This is a genomic window from Catenuloplanes niger, assembly GCF_031458255.1.
GTDB classification, from domain to species: Bacteria; Actinomycetota; Actinomycetes; order Mycobacteriales; family Micromonosporaceae; genus Catenuloplanes; species Catenuloplanes niger.
The window spans coordinates 2,358,619-2,380,107 of sequence record NZ_JAVDYC010000001.1 but is presented as its reverse complement, the minus strand read 5'-3'; the positions used below and the strand labels follow the sequence as shown (position 1 = coordinate 2,380,107).

The 21,489-nt window shown below is 72.1% G+C and carries 18 protein-coding genes and 1 tRNA gene; 11 read left to right on the top strand and 8 right to left on the bottom strand.

Annotated features, from left to right (window positions below):
* Positions 1-91 precede the first annotated feature (91 nt).
* Together J2S44_RS10255 and J2S44_RS10250 are read right to left on the bottom strand one after the other, a co-directional pair.
* Complete coding sequence (locus tag J2S44_RS10255; RefSeq protein WP_310411204.1) at positions 92-649, bottom strand: hypothetical protein; 558 nt, start codon at positions 647-649, stop codon at positions 92-94.
* A complete protein-coding gene (locus J2S44_RS10250) occupies positions 646-870 on the bottom strand; it encodes a hypothetical protein (protein ID WP_310411201.1) in 225 nt (74 codons plus the stop codon). Before J2S44_RS10250 ends, J2S44_RS10255 begins: the two co-directional genes overlap by 4 nt.
* Before the next feature lie 65 nt (positions 871-935).
* On the opposite strand from J2S44_RS10250, the gene J2S44_RS10245 reads away from it, so the two are divergent.
* Complete coding sequence (locus J2S44_RS10245; protein WP_310411197.1) at positions 936-1,817, top strand: diacylglycerol/lipid kinase family protein; 882 nt, start codon at positions 936-938, stop codon at positions 1,815-1,817.
* Between the two features lie 6 nt (positions 1,818-1,823).
* Here J2S44_RS10245 and J2S44_RS10240 read toward each other — a convergent pair whose 3' ends face one another.
* On the bottom strand, positions 1,824-2,468 hold the full coding sequence (locus tag J2S44_RS10240; protein WP_310411194.1) for a hypothetical protein: 645 nt from the start codon (positions 2,466-2,468) through the stop codon (positions 1,824-1,826).
* 176 nt (positions 2,469-2,644) lie between these two features.
* Here J2S44_RS10240 and J2S44_RS10235 point away from each other — a divergent pair, with 176 nt between their 5' ends.
* A complete protein-coding gene (locus J2S44_RS10235; protein ID WP_310411190.1) occupies positions 2,645-3,250 on the top strand; it encodes a copper resistance CopC family protein in 606 nt (201 codons plus the stop codon).
* Positions 3,251-3,413: 163 nt separating this feature from the next.
* Here J2S44_RS10235 and gltX read toward each other — a convergent pair whose 3' ends face one another.
* The 3 genes from gltX to J2S44_RS10220 are packed head-to-tail and all read right to left on the bottom strand — an operon-like array spanning position 3,414 to position 6,582.
* The gene (gltX, locus tag J2S44_RS10230; protein ID WP_310411187.1) at positions 3,414-4,808 is read right to left on the bottom strand and encodes a glutamate--tRNA ligase; all 1,395 of its coding nucleotides are present in this window, start codon (positions 4,806-4,808) and stop codon (positions 3,414-3,416) included.
* Positions 4,809-4,858: 50 nt separating this feature from the next.
* Complete coding sequence (locus J2S44_RS10225; protein WP_310411182.1) at positions 4,859-5,287, bottom strand: DUF3592 domain-containing protein; 429 nt, start codon at positions 5,285-5,287, stop codon at positions 4,859-4,861.
* Between the two features lie 17 nt (positions 5,288-5,304).
* The gene (locus J2S44_RS10220) at positions 5,305-6,582 is read right to left on the bottom strand and encodes an MFS transporter (protein ID WP_310429572.1); all 1,278 of its coding nucleotides are present in this window, start codon (positions 6,580-6,582) and stop codon (positions 5,305-5,307) included.
* 172 nt (positions 6,583-6,754) lie between these two features.
* Between J2S44_RS10220 and J2S44_RS10215 the strand changes: the two genes are divergently transcribed.
* On the top strand, positions 6,755-7,411 hold the full coding sequence (locus J2S44_RS10215) for an SRPBCC family protein (RefSeq protein ID WP_310411180.1): 657 nt from the start codon (positions 6,755-6,757) through the stop codon (positions 7,409-7,411).
* 10 nt (positions 7,412-7,421) lie between these two features.
* Here J2S44_RS10215 and J2S44_RS10210 read toward each other — a convergent pair whose 3' ends face one another.
* Together J2S44_RS10210 and aceE are read right to left on the bottom strand one after the other, a co-directional pair.
* Positions 7,422-9,566, bottom strand: a complete 2,145-nt coding sequence (locus J2S44_RS10210; protein ID WP_310411177.1) for a methyl-accepting chemotaxis protein — start codon at positions 9,564-9,566, stop codon at positions 7,422-7,424.
* Positions 9,567-9,672: 106 nt separating this feature from the next.
* Entirely contained in the window at positions 9,673-12,417 is a 2,745-nt protein-coding gene (aceE, locus tag J2S44_RS10205; RefSeq protein WP_310411174.1) for a pyruvate dehydrogenase (acetyl-transferring), homodimeric type, read from the bottom strand.
* A gap of 177 nt (positions 12,418-12,594) precedes the next feature.
* Here aceE and J2S44_RS10200 point away from each other — a divergent pair, with 177 nt between their 5' ends.
* From J2S44_RS10200 to J2S44_RS10165, 8 genes are all read left to right on the top strand, one after another.
* Positions 12,595-12,999 carry a YjbQ family protein gene (locus J2S44_RS10200; protein ID WP_310411171.1) on the top strand — a complete coding sequence of 135 codons (405 nt, stop codon included), beginning with the start codon at positions 12,595-12,597 and terminating at the stop codon, positions 12,997-12,999.
* A gap of 9 nt (positions 13,000-13,008) precedes the next feature.
* Complete coding sequence (locus J2S44_RS10195; protein ID WP_310411168.1) at positions 13,009-14,601, top strand: DUF4139 domain-containing protein; 1,593 nt, start codon at positions 13,009-13,011, stop codon at positions 14,599-14,601.
* A gap of 60 nt (positions 14,602-14,661) precedes the next feature.
* Positions 14,662-17,007 carry a thiamine pyrophosphate-dependent enzyme gene (locus J2S44_RS10190; RefSeq protein WP_310411165.1) on the top strand — a complete coding sequence of 782 codons (2,346 nt, stop codon included), beginning with the start codon at positions 14,662-14,664 and terminating at the stop codon, positions 17,005-17,007.
* 168 nt (positions 17,008-17,175) lie between these two features.
* Entirely contained in the window at positions 17,176-17,616 is a 441-nt protein-coding gene (locus J2S44_RS10185) for a DUF3052 domain-containing protein (RefSeq protein WP_310411163.1), read from the top strand.
* 110 nt (positions 17,617-17,726) lie between these two features.
* Positions 17,727-18,209 carry a peroxiredoxin gene (locus J2S44_RS10180; RefSeq protein ID WP_310411160.1) on the top strand — a complete coding sequence of 161 codons (483 nt, stop codon included), beginning with the start codon at positions 17,727-17,729 and terminating at the stop codon, positions 18,207-18,209.
* An 18-nt stretch (positions 18,210-18,227) separates the two neighbouring features.
* Positions 18,228-18,299: transfer RNA gene (locus J2S44_RS10175), tRNA-Val, on the top strand.
* A gap of 643 nt (positions 18,300-18,942) precedes the next feature.
* Positions 18,943-19,641: a phosphotransferase family protein gene (locus J2S44_RS10170; protein WP_310411158.1), complete on the top strand. Its 699-nt coding sequence runs from the start codon at positions 18,943-18,945 to the stop codon at positions 19,639-19,641.
* Positions 19,642-19,741: 100 nt separating this feature from the next.
* Positions 19,742-21,151, top strand: coding sequence for a hypothetical protein (locus J2S44_RS10165; RefSeq protein WP_310411155.1), 1,410 nt, complete (start codon positions 19,742-19,744; stop codon positions 21,149-21,151).
* Positions 21,152-21,489: the final 338 nt, after the last annotated feature.

Genomic DNA, 21,489 nt, shown 5'->3' with positions numbered 1-21,489 from the left:
CCGCGTGACGGTGGTTGTGTGGAGTGTTGCCGGGGTGGCCCGGCGCGGGAGGTGTGAGGCCGGATCTCCCGCGTGGCTCCAGTCGGTGCCGCTAGCGGGTGAACACGGCGGCCGACAGGCGGGGCAGGTCGATCGGCAGCCGCGTCAGTGCCCGGCCGGACGGGGTCCGGTGGTCGGCCAGGATTCCGCGCAGCAGCCCGTCCTCGGTCACCGGTGTGCCGTATCCGCGCAGGTGGACAGCCACCTCCACGGCCTTGCGGGCCGCCTCCGTCAGCACCAGCGAGACGCCGGGGCCGCTGAGCCGGATCCGCAGCGGCAGCAGGGCCGGGCGGTGCAGCCGCCACCGCGCCGGGTCGTCGATGCGGGCCGGCAGCCGGTCGCGGATCCGGTCCAGGTCGATGCCGAGCGTGGCGAGCAGCTCCCGGTCCCGGCCGGTCGCGGCGCCGGGGCACGCGTCGCGGACCGCGCCGGCCGGGACGCCGAGCCGCGCCGTGACGTGCGCGGAGGTGGAGAGCGCGACCAGCAGCGTCTCGTCGTCGAGCCGGTCGCGGCCGGCCTCGCGGGCCAGCAGCCCGGCCCGGACGATCGCCCGCCGGGCGCCGTCGTCGAACCGGGCCAGCAGCCCGGCGCGGATGTCGAGCGTCGTCATGAGTGTCCCCTCGAGGCGTGTTTGCGGTGCGCGGTCTGCCGGCGGACGCCGAGCGCGGCCGCGATCGCCTCCCAGGACCAGCCGGCCGCGCGGGCGGACGCGACGTGTGCGGTCTCGACCTCGTCCAGCAGGCGGCGCAGTGCCGCGACCGCGGCCAGGCCGGTCTCCGGGTCGGGCGCGCCGGCTGCGGCGGCCAGCGCGGTGAGGCTCTCTCGGCTCATGTCTGTCAGCATATGCTGACACCGGCAGGATTGGCCACCACCGCGTTGCGGGTATGGGGATCCGCATGGCGAAACGGAGTGACGTGGCGGTGATCGCGCACGAGCGGAAGGTGCTCGGCGGTGGGCTCGACGAGCTGCGCAAGCTGCTCACCGACGAGATCCATGACGAGTTGATCTGGTATCAGGTGCCGAAGAGCAAGAAGGCGCCGAAGAAGATCCGGAAGGCGCTCGACCGGGGTGCGAAGCGGATCTTCGTGTGGGGCGGCGACGGCATGGTGCAGCGCGCGGTGGACACGCTGGCCGGCACGGACGCGACGCTGTCCATCCTCCCGGCCGGCACCGCGAACCTGTTCGCCACCAACCTGGGCATTCCGGAGGACCTGGCCGAGGCGGTCCGGATCGGGTTGCACGGCACCGAGAAGAAGCTGGACCTGGGCCGGATCAACGGCGAGCACTTCGCGGTGATGGCCGGCGCCGGCTTCGACGGGCACCTGATCAGCGAGGCGGACCGCGGCGCCAAGGACCAGCTGGGCAAGCTCGCCTACGTCTGGACCGGGCTGCGGCACATCCAGGACGACCCGGCGCCGACGAAGATCACAGTGGACGGGACCACCTGGTTCGAGGGCGAGGCCAGCTGCGTGCTGTTCGGCAACGTCAGCACGATCACCGGCGGGATCAAGGCGTTCGACGACGCGAAGCCGGACGACGGCTGGCTCGAGGTCGGCGTCGCCACCTCGCAGAACGCGGTGGAGTGGGCGCGCACGCTGGGCCGGATGGCGCTCGGCCGCTCGGAACGCTCACCGTTCGTGCAGATCACCCGCGCGAAGCGGATCACGGTCACGTTCGCCGAGCCCACGCTCTACGAGCTGGACGGCGGCGACCGGTCGACGGTCCGCAAGCTCAAGGCCAAGGTCGTCCCGGACGCGATCACGGTGCGCGTCCCGTAACGGAGGTCAGCGGCGGCGGGCCAGGAAGGCGATGCCGGCCAGCCCGCCCGTGATCAGCAGCAGCACGCCCGCGTTCACCGCCAGCATGCCGCGCAGCCCGCCCATGCCCGCGAACAGGTCGCCGGTCGGGTCCACCGCCTGCTGCTCGTTGATCCGCTCGCCGCCGCCGATGCCGCCGGTCATCACGTCCGTCGTCTCCGGCAGCGGCGCGCCGGCCAGGCGCAACGCGTTCGGCATGTTGAGCCGGCCGAAGAACCACGCCTCGGTGGCCCGGCCGTCCGGCTGCTCGCCCGGCCGGAACGCGCGCGGGCCGCCCTCGGCCAGCGGGTAGAGGTCGTACGAGTACCGGTCCTTGTCGCCGTACCGGATGATCACCGTGTATTTCGGGCCGAGCTTGTTCCGGTCCGGCACCGCGGCCCGGCCGCTGTCCCCGGTCAGCCAGCTGACCTGGCTGAGCATCGCGTCGAACAGCTCGTCGCCGTCCTCCTCGGTGATCTCGACCGAGTCGTCGAGGTCGTCGCCGGACAGGATGACCGCGGTCGGCTCCGCGTCGTCGGCCAGCGCCGGTCCGGCCCCGGTGAGCAACACGGTCGCGGCCAGCACCGCGAGCGCGGCGCCGGTGACGAGCCGCCGGACGTTCTCTCGGATCATGAAACCCGCCCGTTCCTCGGATCCAGACCTCAATTCTGCGTACCCATCTAGAGTTCGCAGAACACGCGATCGGTGCACCGGTCGTGACCGGAATTTGGAACCATCTGCCACTCGCGGCCGACCAAGGACGTGAATTCTTGATCAGCCGCCGCATCGTAACCAGCTGGAGGTATCTGATGGGTCTCAGGGGCACACGCTGGACTCTCGCGGTCTGTGCCGGGCTGCTGGGCGCGCTCGCCGGGGCGTCGCCCGCGCTCGCCCACAACTCCTTCACGGGCAGCAACCCGGAGGACGGCGCGACCGTGGAGAAGGCGCCGGAGGAGATCGAGCTGCGCTTCCTGGACACGGTCGACCGGAACAGCACCAAGATCACGATCACGGCGCCGGGCGGCGCGTCCGGTCTGGACGGTGCCGTGCGCTTCGACGGCAAGAAGGTGTTCGCGCCGCTCGCCGCGGACCGGGCCGGTGCGTACACGGTGGCCTACGAGATCCCGTCCGACGACGGTCACCCGGTCACCGGCGACTTCACGTTCACGCTGACCGAGGCCGCCGTGGCCGCCGCCGCCCCGAGCCCGTCCGCCGCGCCGTCGTCCGCCGCGCCCGTTCCGTCCGCGACCGAGGCCGTGCCCGCCACGGACGCGCCGGTGCTGAACCCGACCGCGTCGGACGCCGCCGACGAGAGCACGCCGTGGTGGCCCTGGGCGGTCGGCGGTGTCCTCCTGGTGATCGCGATCGCGGGTGGCACCATCGCCTGGGGCCGCCGCCGCACCACGGGCTCCTGAAAATCAAATTCCCGCGAGGGTACGTCGAGCGCCTCACCCGGTGTCCGTGCGAGGCGGCCGACCCGGTGGCCGGACCCCGCGGGTCCCCGTCCCGCCCGCCGACCCCATGACCGAAGCGTCCCCCACGCCGTCGAACGGCGTGGGGGACGCTTCGATACCGGGTCTAGGCGGTGAGCCTGGCGTGGGCCGCGCGGAGCCGGGTCAGCGTGCGGTCACGGCCGAGCGCCTCCAGCGACTCGAAGAGCGGCAGGCCGACGGTGCGGCCGGTGACCGCGACCCGGATCGGCGCCTGCGCCTTGCCGAGCTTGAGCCCGCGCTCCGCGCCGACCGCCTCCAGCGTGGCCTTCAGCGGCTCCGGCGACCAGTCCGCCAGCGCCTCGTAGGCGGTGATGGCGGCGGCCAGCATCTCGGCCGCGCCCTCCTTCATCGCCTTCGCCCAGGCGGCCTCGTCGACCGGCGGCTCCGGCAGGAACAGGAAGTCCACGTTCTGGTTGATCTCGCTGAGCAGCGCGATCCGGGTCTGGGCCAGCTCCGCCACCTTCGCGAAGACCAGCGGGTCGAAGTCCGCCGCGGCCCACGGCCCGTTCGCCAGGAACGGCTGGCAGGCCGCGATGAAGTCGTCCAGGCTCAGCGCCCGGATGTACTCCCCGTTGAACGCGCGCAGCTTCTTCTCGTCGAAGAACGCGGGGGAGGGGTTGACCTCCTCCAGCCGGAACTCGTCCTCGATCACGGACCACGGCACGATCTCCCGGTCACCGGACGGCGCCCAGCCGAGCAGCATCAGGTAGTTGCGCATCGCGTCCGCGAGGTAGCCCTCGTCCCGGTACTGCTCCAGCGCCACCTTGTCGCGGCGCTTGGACAGCTTCTGCCGCTTCTCGTTGACCACGACCGGGACGTGCGCCCAGACCGGCGGCTTCACGCCCAGCGCCTCCCACAGCAGCTGCTGCTTCGGCGTGTTCGGCAGGTGCTCCTCGGCGCGGATCACGTGCGTGATGCCCATGATCATGTCGTCGACCACGTTGGCCAGCAGGAACACCGGCGAGCCGTCACCGCGCGCGATGACGAAGTCCTCCAGGTTCTTGTTCTCGAACGTGGGCTCGCCGCGGACCAGGTCGACCACGACCGTGGCACCCTCGTCCGGCGTGCGGAACCGCAGTGCGCGGCCCTCGCCGGGCTCCAGGCCCTTGTCCCGGTGGAAGCCGTCGTAGCCCTGGTGCTGCGAGCCGTTGCGGGCCTGCACGTCCTCGCGGGTGCAGTCGCAGTAGTAGGCGCGCCCGGCGTCGAACAGCTTCTGCGCGGCCTCGCGGTGCTGCGCCGCGTTCGCCGACTGGAAGTGCGGCCCCTCGTACGTGCCGCGCCGGATGCCGATCCAGTCGAGCGCGTTGAGGATGCCCTCGGTCCATTCCGGCTTGTTGCGCGCCGCGTCGGTGTCCTCGACACGCAGCACGAACACCCCGCCCTGCTGCTTGGCGTAGATCCAGTTCTGCAGCGCCGAGCGGGCACCGCCGACGTGGAACATGCCAGTGGGAGAGGGGGCGAATCGCACACGTACCGTCACCCGCTCAGCCTAGCCGCGCGCTCCACCGGTTTCCGATGCGGCCCGCGCACTCACCGGACGGCGGTGAAGACCACCACCGCGACGACCGCGATCACGGCGGCGGTGACCAGCCGGACGGCCAGCTGGATGAGCGCGCGGGTGTCGGTGGCCGCGAAGCCGGCGCCGTCCACCGCGATGCGGGTCGGCCGGGACTCGTCGTAGACGACCGTGACCCGGCTGCCCGTCACGCCGGTCGCGGTCTGCCAGCGGCCGGGCCGGGCGATCACCTCGTGGTCGTCGACCGTGCGGAACCGGACGACCGGGGAGAACACGTCCGGGCCGGTGCCCTGGGACACCCGCTGCGTGTCGATGATCTCGCCGGGCACGCGCCGGCCGGTGCGCAGCAGCACGGTGGCGGCGCGGTAGCGGACCACCGCGGTCGTGGCGACCGCCACCGCGACCGCGAGCAGCGGGATCAGGACGACGAGCGGGATCGGCACCGGTCCAGGGTAGGTGATCAGCGAACCGATCGGATCTTGAGGACGAGCGCGCTGCCGACCAGCGTGATCACCGCGGTCAGCACGTAGAGCGTGGGGTAGCCGCCGAGGTGGACGACGATGGGCGCGGACAGCAGCGGGCCGAGCACCTGGGGCGCGGCGTTGGCGATGTTGATGACGCCGAGGTCCTTGGCGCGGCTAGCGGCGGCCGGCAGCACCTCGGTGATCAGCGCGGCGTCGACGGCCAGGTAGACGCCGTAGCCGCCGCCGAGCAGCACCGCGGCCACGATCGCGGCGGGGAACGTCGGCCAGATCGCCAGGATCAGCGCGGCCACGGCCATCTCGACGCCGGACCAGATGACGAACGCCTTGCGCCGGCCGGACCGGTCCGAGACGCGGCCGGAGATCACGGCGGTGGTCATCATGCCCGCGGTGTAGAGCAGGATCAGGATCAGCAGTCCGCTCTCCGGGTCGGGATGGCGGACGCCGTCGGTGAGGAAGTAGAGCAGGTAGAGCGTGCCGAACGCGTTGCCGAGCTGGACCAGGAAGCGGGTGCCCCAGGCCCAGGCGAAGTCCGGGTGCCGGCGCGGGCTGATCCACATCTGGGCCACGAGCGTGCGCGGGGACAGCGGCGGGCGGTGGTGGCGCGGCAGCGGGTCGTCCGCGGTACGCAGCGCGAACGGCAGGCCGAGCACCAGCAGCGCGACCGCGACCGCGGTGTAGCCGCTGACCGTGCCGGTGAAGAGCGCGGTGACCAGCACCGCGCCCACCACCAGGCCGAGCGACTGCGGGATGCCGACCCAGCCGGAGACGGCGGCGCGCTGCGCGACCGGCACCCGGTCCGGGACGGCCGCGGTCAGCGAGGCCAGCATGGCGTTCAGGAAGATCTGCACGGCGGTCCAGCAGAGCGCGACGCCGAGCAGCGTCTGCTGCCGGGACAGCAGCAGCAGGCCGATCGCGGCGAGCACCGTGCCGCCGAACGTCCACGCGTGCCGCCGACCCAGTTCGCGGCCGCCGACGCGCAGGCAGGTGCGGTCGGAGAGCGCGCCGGCCAGCGGGTTCGCGATGATCGCGGCGAACGCGCCGGCCGCCATCACCCAGGCGAGCGCGGCCTCCTTGCCGGCCGGTGCGATGCGCTCGATCTGCAGCGGCAGCAGCACCTGGATCGGCGTGAAGAACGCCATCCAGAGACCGAGGTTCGCGCCGAACAGCAGCAGGATCCAGGTGCGGTGCACGCGGGCGGTCGGTTCGGCCAGCGCGGTCGGCAGCGACGTGGGCGTGGGATCGACGGTGGTCAGGTGCCACCTCCGCTCGCCGGGCGCCGGGCGGATGATCCGCACGACGGCAGAAGGTGAAAGTTGCTCGGACTGTAGTCGTTCGGCGCGCCGTGCGGAACCCCACCGGAAATTACCGGCATGCGCCTAAGCTCCCGTTTGTCCCAGCGAGGTGACCAGGGGAAGGCGGCGCCGGATGGTCGTGGTGGAACGGCACGGCCGCGTCGGCGCGCCGGCCGAGGCGGTGTGGGACGTGGTGCGGTGCGCGGAGACGCTGCCGCGCTGGCTGGCCGGCGTGGCCCGGTGCGAGCAGGACGGCGACGGCCACGGCGCCCGCCGCCGGATGACCGGCGAGACCGGCGCGGAGGTACGGGCCCGGATCATCGCCTACCGGGAGCCCTCGCTGATCGCCTGGCGGGAGTGCGCGGACGCGGACGCGCCCGGTGACCCACCGCCGGTGCCGATCGCGCGGGTCAGCGCGGAACTGCACGTGGAGCTGCGCCCGGACGGGGACGGCACGCTGGTCCGGCTGATCCGGGTGCACCGGCCGGGCGGCTTCTGGCGCGGCGTGGCGCTGCGGCTGTTCGGCGTGCGCCGGATCGCGAACCGCCTGGACCGCTCGCTGGCCGTGCTCGCGGCCGGCCGCATGCGTCGCGCCGACGAGGAGGCCCCCGCGCGGGCCGAGGGCCTCGACGCCCGGATGCGCCGGCTGGACGAGGGGTTCGCGACCCGGATGCGCCGGGACGGCGACCTCGCCGCGCGCGACGCGGATCGGGGCGCGGGCGTGCCGGAACCGCGCGAGCCCGGTCCCTCGGTGCGGGGGTCCGGGCTCGTACGACGTACCGTGCGCTGATTTTGATCCTTCAGAGGCGGAAGCGGCTGACCAGCGTCTGCAGGTGACCCGCGGTGCCGCTGAGCGCGCTGGCCGCGTCCTGCGACGTGCCCACCGCGCCCCGGGTCGTCTCGACGGTGTCGTTGACCCGGCTCATGGTCGCCGCGATCTGCTCGCTGCCCTGTGCCACCTCGCCGATGTTGCGGGCCATCTCGTTCGTGGTCGCGGCCTGCTCCTCGACCGCGGCCGCGATCGCGTTCTGGAAGTCGTTGACCCGGGTGATCGTCGCGGTGATCGCCTCGATCGCCTGGACCGCCTTGGAGGTGTCGGCGTCGATCGCGGACACCCGCGCGGTGACGTCCTCGGTGGCCCGCGCGGTCTCCTGCGCCAGCTCCTTGACCTCGCCGGCGACCACCGCGAAGCCCTTGCCGGCCGCGCCCGCCCGGGCCGCCTCGATGGTCGCGTTCAGCGCCAGCAGGTTGGTCTGCTCCGCGATGCTGGCGATCAGCTTCACCACGTCCGCGATCTTCTCGCTGGACACCCGCAGCTCGTCGATCACGTCCGCGGCCTTCTTGGTCAGGCCCACGCCGTCCCGGCCGGCCGACGCGGCCTCCTGCGCGTTGCTGGAGATCTCGCTGATCGACGCGCCCATCTCCTCCGCGCCGGCCGCGACCGTGGAGACCGCGCGGGAGACGTCCGCCGCGGTCTCGCCGGCCACGCCCGCCTCGGCCGCCGCGGTGGAGGACGCGGAGGCCAGTTCGCCACCGACGTCCGCGACCCGGCTCGCGGCCTGCGCGACCTGGTGGGACGCGTCGGTGACCTCGCTCATCAGCTCGCGCAGGCCGGTGACCGCGGTGTTCAGCGCGTGCCCCATGTTGGCGATCTCGTCGCCGCCGGAGGGCGCCACCCGGACGGTCAGGTCGCGCTCGGCCAGCCCGGCCAGCGCGCCGGTCAGGTCGCCGACCCGGCGGGAGATCCGGCGGGCCTGCACGTAGGCGAGCACGCCGCCGCCGATCGCCAGGATCAGGCCGACCATGATGAAGGCGGTGAGCATCTCGCTGCGGCCCTCGTCGACCTTGGTCATCGCGGCCGAGTAGTCCGGCAGGTAACCGCCGACCGCGATCGCCCACTTGTACGGCTCGTAGTAGGTGACCACGGTCCGGGTGTCCGCGACCGCGTCGTCGCTCGTGCCGGCCAGCTGGTACGTCGCGGTCGCGTTCTCGCCCGCGCCCAGTTCCACGCCGTGGGTGATGATCTCGTCGACGTACGCGGTGCCGTCCGCGTCCGTGGCGTCCAGCAGCGTCTGGTCGACGGCCTCGGGAATGTTGGACGCGATCACCCGGCCGCGGTCGGCGGCACCGGCGCTGAGCACCGACACCCAGCCGTTGCGGCCGACCTGGGTCTCCGCGATCGTGCTGGTCAGCTCCTGGATCGCCTCGGCCTGCGGCACGCCGTAGAACAGCGAGCCGATCACCCGGCCGTCGGCGTCCTTGACCGGGTCGTACGCGGTGATGAACCAGGTGCCGACCACCTGCGCCACGCCGCGGTAGGACTTGCCCGACTTGATCGCGGCGGCGACCGCGTTGTCCGTGCCGTCCGCGTTCTTCGCCGGGATGTACGTGCCGATCGCGCGGTTGCCGTTCGCCGCCTTCACGTTCGTGGCGACGCGCAGCAGGTCACCGGCCTCGTTCATGCGCTGGAAGACGGTGACGTACCCGCCGATCAGCTGCGTGATGTCGTCGACCAGCGGCGTGGGGGTCGCGAGGTTGCGGTTCTGGCCGAGCCACTGGCCGGCGACCTCGGCGCGCGGCAGCGACACCGTGGTCTTCGCCTGGGTGACCTGGTTGGTGGCCTCCCAGGACGCGGTCTGGCCGCCGTCCAGCGTCATGCCGCCCGCGTTGGCCAGGACCGTGTTCGCGGTGGCCATGTCCCGGTTGACCTGGTTCTGCACGGTGTCGCCGGAGGCCTTCACCAGCTGCGTGATGCCGGCGCTGACGGCGGTGAGGTTCTCGTCGGTGAGCGTGTTGACGCTCTCCTCGGTGGTCTCCTGGAACGAGGCCGACTCGTACGCGCCGACGCCGACCAGGATCGAGGCGGTGACGACCACCCCGCCCACGCCGAGCAGCAGCAGCTTGTGCCGGAGCTGGAACCCGTTCTGCAACCATCCCACGCGCATGACCGACCAGATCGGCGGATCTTGTCCGATTATGAGCGGAATGCTGTAGATGAAAAACCCCGCCGCCCGGACGGAACCGGGCGGCGGGGTGTTCTACGGCCGTGCGTCAGGAATCGCCGCCGGTCTCACCGACCGGCGCCGCGTGCACGTCGTCGATCGCGTACTTGCGGGCCGCGTCCACCGGCACCGCGGCCGGTACCTTGCCGTCCAGCGCGAGCTGGCGCAGCGTGGCCACCGTGATCGACTCCGCGTCCACGTGGAAGTGGCGGCGCAGTGCGTGCCGGGTGTCCGACATGCCGAAGCCGTCCGTGCCCAGCGACGTGTACGACCCCGGGATCCAGCGCGAGATCAGGTCCGGCACCGCGCGCATGAAGTCGCTGACCGCGACGACCGGGCCGCCGACGCCGGACAGCTTCTCCTGGACGTACGGCTTGCGCGGCGCGTCGCCGGGGTGCATCAGGTTGTGCTCCTCGACCTCGACCGCGTCGCGGCGCAGCTCGGTCCAGGACGTCACCGACCACACCTCCGCGGCCACGCCCCAGTCCTGCGCCAGCTGCTGCTGCGCCTTGAGCGCCCAGCCCATGCCGGTGCCGGAGGCCAGGATCGCCGCCTTCGGGGCGTCGCCGTCCACCGCCGGGGCGGGGGAGTAGCGGTAGATGCCCTTGAGCAGGCCCTCCACGTCCAGGTTGTCCGGCTGGGCCGGCTGGAGGATCGGCTCGTTGTAGACGGTGAGGTAGTAGAAGATGTTCTCCTGCTTCTCGCCGTACATCCGGTGCAGGCCGTTCTCGACGATGTGCGCGATCTCGAACCCGAACGCCGGGTCGTACGCGACGACCGCCGGGTTCGTGGCCGCGAGCAGCAGCGAGTGACCGTCCTCGTGCTGCAGGCCCTCACCGTTGAGCGTGGTGCGGCCCGCGGTGGCGCCGATCACGAAGCCGCGCGTCATCTGGTCCGCCGCGGCCCAGAAGCCGTCGCCGGTGCGCTGGAACCCGAACATCGAGTAGAAGATGTAGAGCGGGATCATCGGCTCGTCGTGCGTGGCGTACGCCGAGCCCGCGGCCGTGAAGGACGCGACCGAGCCGGCCTCGTTGATGCCCTCGTGCAGGATCTGGCCGGTCGTCGCCTCCTTGTACGACAGGAACAGCTCCCGGTCCACCGACGTGTAGTTCTGGCCGTGCGGCGAGTAGATCTTCTTCGTCGGGAAGAGCGAGTCCAGGCCGAACGTGCGCGCCTCGTCCGGGATGATCGGCACCCAGCGCTTGCCGAACTCCTTGTCCTTCATCAGGTCCTTGAGGAGCCGGACGAAGGCCATCGTGGTGGCGACCTTCTGCTTGCCCGAGCCGCGCTTGATGTCGCCGAACGTCTCGGTCGGCGGGATCGCCAGCTTCTTCGCCACGGTCCGCCGGGACGGCAGGTAACCACCGAGCGCCTTGCGCCGCTCCTGGAGGTACTGCATCTCCTCGGAGTCCTCGGCCGGCTTGTAGTACGGCGGGAGGTACGGGTTCTCCTCGAGCTGCTTGTCCGAGATGTCCAGGTAGAGGCGGTCGCGGAACGTCTTCAGGTCGTCCAGCGTCAGCTTCTTCATCTGGTGCGTCGCGTTGCGCGCCTCGAAGTGCGACCCGAGCGTCCAGCCCTTGATCGTCTTCGCCAGGATCACGGTCGGCTGGCCGGTGTGCTCGGTCGCCGCCTTGTAGGCCGCGTAGAGCTTGCGGTAGTCGTGACCGCCGCGCTTCAGGCCCCAGATCTCGTCGTCCGACAGACCCTCGACCATCTTGCGGGTACGCGGGTCGCGCCCGAAGAAGTGCTCGCGGACGTACAGACCCGACTCGGCCTTGTACGTCTGGTAGTCACCGTCCGGCGTGGTGTTCATCAGGTTCACCAGCGCGCCGTCGGTGTCCGCGGCGAGCAGCGGGTCCCACTCCCGGCCCCAGACGACCTTGATGACGTTCCACCCGGCGCCGCGGAAGAACGACTCCAGCTCCTGGATGACCTTGCCGTTGCCGCGCACCGGCCCGTCCAGGCGCTGCAGGTTGCAGTTGACCACGAAGGTGAGGTTGTCCAGCTCCTCGCGGGCGGCCAGGCCGATCGCGCCGAGCGACTCGACCTCGTCCATCTCGCCGTCGCCGAGGAACGCCCAGACGTGCTGGTCGGACGTGTCCTTGATGCCGCGGTGCTGCAGGTAGCGGTTGAACCGGGCCTGGTAGATCGCGTTCATCGGGCCGAGGCCCATGGACACGGTCGGGAACTCCCAGAAGTCCGGCATCAGGCGCGGGTGCGGGTACGACGGCAGGCCGCCGCCCCGGTGCGAGAGCTCCTGGCGGAACCCGTCCAGGGTGTCCTCGGAGAGGCGCCCCTCCAGGTAGGCGCGCGCGTACATGCCCGGCGACGCGTGGCCCTGGAAGTAGATCTGGTCGCCGCCGCCCGGGTGGTCCTTGCCGCGGAAGAAGTGGTTGAAACCGACCTCGTAGAGGCTGGCGGACGACGCGTACGTCGAGATGTGGCCACCGACGCCGATCTCCGGGCGCTGCGCGCGGTGCACCGTCATCGCGGCGTTCCACCGGATGTAGGCGCGGATCCGGCGCTCGATCATCTCGTCGCCGGGGAACCAGGGCTCCTGCTCCGGCGGGATGGTGTTGATGTAGTCGGTCGACGTCAGCGGCGGCACACCGACCTGACGCTCCCGCGCCCGCTCCAGCAGTCGAAGCATGACGTAGCGCGCACGCTTGGCGCCGCCCTCGTCGATCACTCCATCAAGCGACTCGACCCACTCGCTCGTCTCTTCGGGGTCAATGTCCGGAAGCTGGCTTGGTAGGCCATCGCTGATGACCGGGCGCTTGCGTTCCGTGGCCACGGGCATTCCTCAGGGTAGATGGAATCGGTCTATCTGTGGGATAAGTCTCTCCGGTCATCCTGCCTCGTATGACGGGGGGCGTCACGCTTACCACCGTCAGACGCGATGCTTGACACAGATACCGCACGGTAACTTCCGCTTAACGAGGCAGATGTCCGGGGTGGGAGACTGCGCGTCATGCGCACCGAGGTGATCACCGTCCGCACCGGGGGCCGCCCCGCCGTCGCGGACATCACGGACCAAGCCGCCCGTTTCGTCGCAGATCAGGGTGACGGTCTGCTCAACGTCTTCGTCCCGCACGCCACGGCCGGGGTGGCGATCCTGGAGACCGGCGCCGGCTCGGACGACGACCTGCTGACCGCGCTGGACGACCTGCTGCCCACGGACGACCGCTGGCGGCACCGGCACGGCTCGCCCGGCCACGGTCGGGACCACGTGATGCCCGCGTTCGTGCCGCCGCACGCCACGCTGCCGGTGCTCGACGGCCGGATCGCGCTCGGCACCTGGCAGTCGATCTGCCTGGTCGACCCGAACGGCGACAACCCCGAGCGCCAGGTCCGCTTCTCGTTCCTGCCCGGCTAGATTTTCGGCATGAGCGACGTCACCCCCGCCGCACCGGCCGACTCGACGATCACCGGCGTGATCGTCTACCCGGACCGCGCCCGCGTCACCCGGCAGGCCACCGTGCGGCTGCCCGCCGGCGATCACACCGTGCCGCTCGGCCCGCTGCCGGCGTCCGTCGACGCGAGCTCGGTCCGGGTCGGCGGTCGGGGCGCGGCCACCGTGCTCGGCGTGGACGTGACCACGTTCTACGCGGCCCGCAGCGCGGACCCCGAGGTGGTGACGCTGGAGGAGCGGCGGCGCGCGCTCGAGGACGCGCGGCGCGAGCTGGACGACGACGACGCGATCGAGCAGGAGCGCGCGGAGTTCCTGCACGAGCTGGGCCGCCGCGCCGGCACCAGCTACGCGAAGGCGCTGGCCGAGGGCACGGCCGCGCCCGCCGCGATCGCGGGCTTCGGCGACTCGCTGGCCGAGCAGCTCGGGGCCGGCAAGGCCCGGCAGCGCGCGGCCGCGCAACGGCGGGAGCGGCTCGAGGAGGAACTGGCCGCGGTGCACCGCGAGCTGGACGTGCTCCACCAGAAGACGGCGCCGGACCGGCTGGTCGCGATGGTCGCGCTGGAGATGGCGCACACCGGCGCGGTCGAGCTGGAGCTGTCCTACGTCACGCACGGCGCGTCCTGGGAGTCCAGCTACGACGTGCGGCTCGACGCGGACGGCGACACGCTCACGCTGACCTGGTTCGGGCTGGTGTCGCAGCACACCGGCGAGGACTGGCCGGAGACCGACCTGCGGCTCTCCACCGCGCGCCCGGCCAGCCTGGTGGCGGTGCCCGACCTGGACCCCTGGTTCCTGGACCGGTGGCGCCCGGCGCCGCCGATGCCGCCCGCGCCGATGCCCGTCTACGGGGCGTCCTACGACGTCACGGGACCCCCGATGGCGGCCGGTGCGGCGCCGGCGATGGCGCGGGCCAAGGTCGTGGAGGCGGTCGCCACCGTGGAGCAGGGCCCGGCCGCGGCCACCTACCGCCCGGCCCGGCCGGTCGCGGTGCCGGCGGACGGGACCTCGCACCGGGCCGTGGTCGCGTCGCTGGAGCTGCCCGCCCGCCTCGACCACGTGACCGCGCCGGTCCGGGACCCCGGTGCCTACCTGCGGGCCACCGTGACCAACGCCAGCGAGCACACGCTGCTGCCCGGCCCGGCCGCGGTGTTCCACGGCGGCGACTTCGTCGGGCGTACCCGGCTGAAGCCCTGGGCCCCGGGCGAGGAACTGGAACTGGCGCTCGGCGTGGACGACCGGGTGCGGGTGGAGCGCGAGCAGACCCGCCGCACCGCGACCAAGGCCGCCCTGTCCGCCACCCGCCGCCGCGAGGCGGAGTACACGATCACGATCGGCAACCACACTCCCCGCGCGGCGCAGGTCACGGTGCTGGACCAGCTGCCGGTGTCCCGGGACGAGGCGATCGCGGTGCGCGAGACCCGGTTCGACCCGGCACCGGCCGAGCGCACCGAGATGGGCGAGCTGACCTGGCGACTGCAGGTCCCGGCCGGCGAGACGCGGACCGTCGTGTTCGGATTCCGGGCCGAGATCGGCAAGGGCGTCGAGCTGGACGGGTGGCGTGAGTGAACCGTCTCCATCAGACCGTTCGAGTGGCCCCCGACGGCACGGGTCGGTAATGCTTTCGGGGTGACCACCCCTCAAGATCTCGACGAGCGGTTCCGGGAGGCGGTCGGCGCGCTGACCAAGCCGGACGAGCGGCGGACGTCCGCCGACCCCGTCCGGGACGGCAGCGGGTTGACCGGCGCCCGGGCCCTCGAACTCTTCGACGCCCAGCTCACCAGCCGTCACCTCGACCTGGCCTCGCGCTGGCTGCGCAGCTTCGGCGAGGGGTTTCACACGATCGGCTCGTCCGGCCACGAGGGCAACGCGGCGGTCGCGGCCGCGGTCCGGCACACCGACCCGGCACTGCTGCACTACCGCTCCGGCGGCTTCTACTGCGCCCGCGCGGTCCAGGCGGCCGGCGGCGAGTCCCCGCTCGGGGCCGGGCCCCGGCACGCGGCCGCGGAGCACGACGACGGCGTCTCGCTGGCCGAGGCGGCCCGGGACGTGCTGCGCGGCGTGGTCGCGTCCAGCCAGGAGCCGATCGCGGGCGGCCGGCACAAGGTCTTCGGCAACGCGGCGCTGCACGTGGTGCCGACCACGTCCACGGCCGCGTCACACCTGCCCCGCGCGGTCGGCACCGCGGTGGCGATCGAGCACGGCCGGCACCTGGCATCCGTGGAACGGACCGGCCCGTCCCGGCCGGCGCCGGTCTCGCCGTGGCCCGCGGACGCGATCGTGGTCGCCTCGTTCGGCGATGCCTCGATCAACCACGCCAGCGCGCAGGCCGCGTTCAACACGGCCGGCTGGTCCGACCACTCCGGCGCCAAGGTGCCGCTGCTGCTGGTCTGCGAGGACAACGGGCTGGGCCTCAGCGTGCCGTCGCCGGAGGGCTGGGTCGCGGCGCTGCTCTCCACCCGGCCGGGCATCCGGTACTTCCACGCGGACGGGTGCGACCTGGCCGCCACCTACGACGCCGCGGCCGAGGCCACCGCGTACGTGCGGACCGAACGCCGGCCGGCCGTGCTGCACCTGGAGCTGGTCCGGCTGATGGGGCACGCCGGTGCGGACGCGGAGATCGGCTACCGCACCGCGGCCGAACTGGCCGCGGACGTCGCCCGGGACCCGCTGGTCGGCACCGCGCGGCTGCTGGTCGAGGCCGGGCTGGCCGGGCCCGCCGAGCTGATCGGACGGTACGACGAGATCGGCTGGCTGGTCCGCAAGGTCGCCGAGGAGGTGCTGGGCGAGTCCAAGCTCGCCACCGCGGCCGAGGTGATGGCGCCGATCGCGCCGCGCCGCCCGGTGCGGACCGCGCACGCGATCACCGAGGCCGCCTCGTTCGCCACCGGCCCCGGCGCGGCCGCGCGGGCGTCGGCGCTGGACCGGCTGCCGGAGACGCGCGGGCCGCTCACGCTCGCCCAGACCATCAACGCGACGCTGGCCGACGCCGCGCTGACGTACCCCGGGATGATCATTTTTGGTGAGGACGTGGCCGTCAAGGGCGGCGTCCACGGCGTGACCAAGGGCCTCGCCGACCGCTTCGGCCGGGACCGGGTGCTGGACACGCTGCTGGACGAGACGTCCGTCCTCGGCCTGGGCCTCGGCGCCGGGCTGGCCGGCCTGCTGCCGGTCCCGGAGATCCAGTACCTCGCCTACCTGCACAACGCGGAGGACCAGCTGCGCGGCGAGGCCGCCACCATGCAGTTCTTCAGCCGCGGCGCGTACCGCAACCCGATGGTCGTGCGGATCGCCGGACTCGGCTACCAGGAGGGCTTCGGCGGCCACTTCCACAACGACAACTCGCTGGCCGTGCTCCGCGACATCCCCGGCCTGGTCGTCGCCGTGCCGGCGCGCGCGGAGGACGCGGCGCCGATGCTGCGCACCGCGCTGGCGTCCGCGCAGACGGACGGCTCGGTGGTCGCGATCGTCGAGCCGATAGCGCTCTACCACACGCGTGACCTCTACGCGGAGGGCGACGGCGAATGGCTCGCCACCTACGCGGCCCCGGGCGGCTGGAACGCCGCGCACGTGCCGATCGGGCGCGCCCGCGTCTACCCGCTCGGCTCCGCCGAGGACCTGACGATCCTGACCTTCGGCAACGGGGTACGGATGTCCCTGCGCGTCGGGGCCCGGATGGCCGCCGCCGGGTACGGCGTCCGCGTGGTCGACCTGCGGTGGCTCGCGCCGCTGCCGGTCGCCGACATCATCCGGGAGGCGTCCGCCACCGGCCGGGTACTGATCGTGGACGAGACCAGGCGCTCCGGCGGCGTCGGCGAGGGCGTGCTGGCCGCGCTCGTGGACGCCGGATTCGTCGGCGCCGCACGGCGTGTCGCGTCCGTCGACTCGTTCATCCCGCTCGGCCCGGCGGCCCGTCAGGTGCTCGTTTCCGAGGACTCCATCGCCCAAGGTGCCCAGGCCCTGCTGGCCCCGTGACACTATGTATCCCGATGAGCTGGAAAGTCACGGGCGGAAGGCTCGGTGTGCCACTTGCGCCGGAGCCGGTAACTGTGTGGACTACCGGTCATCGGAAATGTTGGGGGAGACCTCGCAGCCGCCGTCCGGCGGCCGAGGGATGAGCAGGAGACAAGGAGGCACTCAACAGTGAGCGCGACCGCTGGTCAGGCCGCCGACGGCGTACGGAGCCTGGCGGACCGGTTCGGCATCGAACCGGGCATGGTGGTCATGGAGATGGGGTACGACGAGGACGTCGACCACGATCTCCGCGACGCCCTGGCCGACCGTAGTGGCAACGACCTGGTCGACGAGGACACCGACGAGGTCGTCGACGTGGCGCTGGTCTGGTTCCGCGACGGCGACGGTGACCTGTTCGAGCTGCTCACCGACGCGCTCGGCCCGCTGGCCGACGCCGGAACGGTGTGGCTGCTGACGCCCAAGGCGGGCAGGGACGGCCACGTGGAACCGAGTGAGATCAGCGAATCGGCACCGACCGCGGGTCTGACCCAGACCTCGACGGTGAACGCGGGCAAGGACTGGACCGCCGCGCGGCTCGTTACGCCGCGTACCGTCCGCGCCAAGAAGTAGACAAGCTTGCCGGTCGCCCGCCCCGGGCGGCCGGATGGTTTCACCGTCGCGGCGGCACCGGGCCCGTGCCGTCGCGGCGAGGCGTGTCCAGCGACAGAAGGTCGGCGACCATGATCGAAGTGGGCGAGAAGGCCCCCGGCTTCCTCCTCCGGAACCAGAACAACCAGGAGGTCGCGCTCGAGTCGTACCGCGGCCGCGCATCGGTCCTGCTGGTCTTCTACCCGCTGGCGTTCACCAACACCTGCCAGGGCGAATTCCACGAACTGCAGTCCCGCCTCGACGACTACCAGAACGCCACCGTCCAGGTGCTCACCGTCAGCGTCGACTCGATCTTCAGCCACAAGGTCTGGGCCGACCGCGAGGGCTTCACCTTCCCGCTGCTGGCCGACTTCTGGCCACACGGCGCCGTCGCCCGCGCCTACGGCGTCCTCGACGAACAGCGCGGCACCGCGGACCGCGGCACCTTCATCATCGACCGCGACGGCATCATCCGCTTCGCGGAGCGCCAGGACCGCGCCCGCCCCCGCGACCAGTCCGTCTGGCGCGAGGCCTTGGCCTCACTCGGCTCCGGACACCACCGCAAGGTAGGCTGACGCCCACCGGATCATCCCGGGCGCATAGCTCAGCGGAAGAGCATTCGCCTTACAAGCGAAGGGTCGCTGGTTCGAACCCAGCTGCGCCCACGACCTTGGCCGCCCCCTGTCCGCCGAGTGCGCGGACCGGGGGCGGTCGTCATTCTGCTCCGGGGCCGAGCCCCGGAGGCCCCACGGGCCGGTGGTCGCGTGCGTGCGGTGGGTTGCGTGCGTGTGGTGGTTGCGTGCGGTGGGTTGCGTGCGTGTGGTGGTTGCGTGCGGTGGGTTGCGTGCGTGTGGTGGTTGCGTGCGGTGGGTTGCGTGCGTGTGGTGGTTGCGTGCGGTGGGTTGCGTGCGTGTGGTGGTTGCGTGCGGTGGGTTGCGTGCGTGCGGTGGTGGGTGGTGGCGTGTGTGATTCGGTCTTGTTCCGGAGACAGTGCGGTGCCGCCGGCGTGGCTCGGCCGACTCACGCGGGGCAAAAGGCGTCCCCGACGGGGAGGAGACCGGCAAACTGCTGGACGGCGCGGTGTTCGGCAAGCTCGTCGGTTACGTCGGTGCCCGGCAGGAGGTCACCACCGCACGCCCACGTCGGCCGTCGGGGCGGCGAGGCGGAGTCCTGCTGGTCGTTGCGTTCGCGGCGGCCCGGCCGGGGCGTGGCCTGATCGACGGGAGGTGGATGATGCGTAGCGCCTGGTCGGTCCTGCCTGAGGCCGTCATCACGGAAATCGCCGACCGGGTGGGTGGGGCCTTCAGCGTGACGTCGGCTGTGAGCGGCGACCATGCGGAGATCGCTTCGGGTGTGACCGGCCCGGACGGGAAGGTGTTCGTCAAGGCGGCCTCCGCCGATCCGGGCGTCCGGTCGCTGCGGTACGAGCTGGCGGTCACCGGGTCTGTCGATCTGTGGCCGCCGGCGGTCCGGTGGTACTTCGAGTCCGGCGGTTGGCTGGTCGCCGGCTTCGAGCACCTCGACGGCCGGCATCCCGACCTGTCTCCCGGCAGCCCGGACCTCGACCTGCTCGCGGAAGCGCTGGAGGCCCTGCGGAGGACGCCCGCGCCGGAGGGGACCTGGTTCACGCCGGCGGGCCGGCTCGGCTGGGATCACCCCTCGATGAGGGGTGATGCGCTGGTGCACTCCGACCTCAATCCGGCCAACCTGATCGTCACGCCGGGTGGCCTGCGGATCGTCGACTGGGCGTACGCGACCAGGGCGGCGCCGTGGGTGGAACTCGCGATGCTCGTCCAGTGGCTGATCGGCAGCGGGCACACCCCCGCGGCGGCCGAGGCGTGGCTCGCGCAGTTTCCCGACTGGTCGAGGGCCGGCGAGGGCGTGCTGAACGACTTCGCGCTGCACGGCGCGGCGAAGTGGTCGGCCAGGTCCCAGCGGACTACCGACCGATGGGTGCACGACCTCGCGACCTGGACCGGAAGGTGGGCCGCTCACCGGCGGGTTTGACCTGTCTCTGCAGTCCTCGGTGGGTGTGCGGGGGATGTGCGGGAAATGTGCGCATCCGTGGATGACTGCTTCCTGACACGGTACGAGTCAGGGAGTGCATGTGAATCGACGTGGATGGGTTGAGTCGGCGGCGGCGGTGCTGGTCGCCGCGGGCCTCGGTGTGCAGGCGAGCCCGGCGGCCGCGGCCGTCACCCGGATCGAGGACACGGCGCAGGGGACCGGGATCGATCAGGTGGTGTTCTCGTCCGGATGGAGCGACTGCGCGGGCAACTGCGCGACGGCGGCGGACGGCAGTTTCAAGTGGACCAGCACGCCCGGATCGACCGCGGTCGTCCGGTTCTCCGGGGACAGCGTCCGGCTGTTCGGCATGAAGGAGCCGTGGGGCTACGTCGCGAGCGTGTCCGTCGACGGCGGCACGCCGGTCGACGTCGACTACTACGCGCCGGCGGTGTCCACCTCGACCGTCGAGGTGTACGCGGCGGCGGGTCTCGGCGCGGGCGACCACACGCTGGTCCTGACGCTGACGAACCGGAAGAACCCGGCCTCGGCCGGTGGCCGGTCGATCGGCTTCGACCGGGTCGAGACCGGCACGCCGGCCGGGACGTCCGAGCGGGCCAGCGGGCTGCCGTGGAGTTCGGGGGTGAACCCGCAGGAGCAGTCCACCGCGCGGGCCGACCAGTTCGCGGCGTTCCGGGGCGCGCCGGTCGACAACGTGGTGCTGTTCCCGCCGCGGGACAACTGGACCACGCTGTCGAATCCGCAGTGGATCGCGGACGGGTTGCCGACCGGTTTCGACGCGGCGAGGGACGACCTGGTCATGACGGTGCCGCTGTGGCCGGGGAGCAACAGCGTCGGCAGTACGGGCACCCAGGCGCAGTGGCGGAACCTGGCGGACGTCATCGAGACGAAGGACCCGAACGCGTACGTGCGGCTGGGCTGGGAGATGAACCTGCCGGCCTCGTACTGGGCGCTGACGGACGCGAACCGGGCCACCTGGCAGGCCTCGTTCGTGCAGGCGGTGCAGTGGATGAAGGCCGCGGCGCCGGGGCTGCGGATCGTCTGGAACCCGAACAAGGGCGGCGACCAGACGTGCAACAACTGCAGCCGGGCGGTGTTCCAGGCGGTCAAGTCGCTGGTCGACGTGTACGGCATCGACTCGTACGACTCCTGGCCGCCGGCCACCAACGCGGCGAACCGGGCCGTGCACCTCAACGACCTGCTGGGTGAGTCGCTGGCGTACGCGAAGGCGAACGGTAAGCCGTTCGCGGTGCCGGAGTGGGGCGTGGCGTGCAACACCGGCGGTTGCCAGTGGGCCGGTAACGCGGGCGGCGACAACCCCCTCTACATCCGCGATTACCTGGGCTTCTTCAACGCCCACGCGGCCGACCTCGCGTTCGAGTCGTACTTCGACGAGCCGGCTGCCTACATCCGGTCCGCGCTGAGCACGAGCCCGATCGGCCCGAACGCGCCCGCCGCGTACCGGGCGGACATCCAGGCGTACCGCGCCTGACCTCCGGCGCGGGGCCTCGCCGGGATCCGGGGCCCCGCGTCACCGGCGGCCGGGTCCCGGTGCACAACGGGTCCGCGGACGCGCCGGTACGGCTGCACGTCGACGTGACCGGATACCCGCATGTGGCGTCGACGCCGACGCTGGACCTGCCGTCACGGGGGCAGGCAGTTCCTGCACGGAGGTGACGCCGTACCCGATGTCCACTGTGGTCCGCCCCGACCGGACGGATCGGTGCCGATCTGACCACTCCCCTTGGCACGGTCGCGAACCTTTGGTCAACTGGGACCGACGGAACGACCTGACTCGATGCCCGCGCCCCCGACCGGGGCGCGGGCGGA